Consider the following 887-nt stretch of genomic DNA (forward strand, 5'->3'; position numbering starts at 1 on the left):
CGCCATGGTGAGGCCCCACCTGCACGCGCACCCACGACTCCCAACACCGCCAGACCAATCAGGGATACAGCGGATACACTCCACGAGACCACGCTGGCTGGCGACAGCAGGGCTGCCAGCACGGGCAGTATGGCACCGGAAGAGAATGCGCTAGCCGATGCAAAGGCGGCCTGTACCGGGCGCGCCGCAGTCGCGTCCGAAATGCCGAGTTCATCGCGGGCGTGCGCCCCCAGTGCATCATGCTTCATGAGCTGAAGGGCAACCTTGCGTGACAGAATATCATCCAGGCCACGCTGACGGTATATCCCGGCCAGTTCGCTCACTTCAGCGTCCCAGCTACTGCCAAGCTCCTTTTTTTCGCGGGCGAGGTCAGCCTTCTCAGAATCCGCCTGCGAGCTAACGGACACATATTCCCCTGCGGCCATGGACATGGCCCCGGCAGCCAGACTGGAAATTCCAGCCAGCAGGATGCTCCCCTGTGTCGCATGGGCGCTGGCGACACCAATGATCAGGCTGGATGTTGACAGGATACCATCATTCGCCCCCAGAACAGCGGCCCGCAGCCAGCCCAGACGGGAGGTCGCGTGGATTTCTTTGGGGCGCAGCGGTATTTTACTTTCCATATTCATCGGATACATTCCCTGTCAGCAGCATTCTCTGAAAAACATTGTCCCGGAGAATGAAGTAATGAAAACACGCGGCCAGCGCATGACCCGTGGCAAGCACGATGATCAGCCAGCCATTCCACTGGTGCAGCCAGTGCAGAATGCCGACTGTCGATGTCGGAAACCTGCCAAAGGGCGGCATGATCTGGATGGACAGGAAACTCATGGCCTGCCCATTGCCCCATCGCCACAGATATCCCAGGAGGATTTCCAGCAGGACTA

At 59.4% G+C, this 887-nt stretch carries 2 protein-coding genes; both read right to left on the bottom strand.

Annotated elements, in window-relative coordinates; translation table 11 throughout:
* A partial coding sequence (locus HNW77_RS17225) for a VIT1/CCC1 transporter family protein (protein WP_172159319.1) occupies positions 1–623 on the bottom strand: 623 nt, incomplete at its 3' end.
* Positions 613–887, bottom strand: a 275-nt coding sequence (locus tag HNW77_RS17230; protein ID WP_338033805.1) for a cytochrome b, incomplete at its 5' end; no start/stop codon positions are given. The genes HNW77_RS17225 and HNW77_RS17230, both read right to left, overlap by 11 nt.

It is taken from the genome of Komagataeibacter melomenusus, from assembly GCF_013155395.1.
Lineage (GTDB): Bacteria > Pseudomonadota > Alphaproteobacteria > Acetobacterales > Acetobacteraceae > Komagataeibacter > Komagataeibacter melomenusus.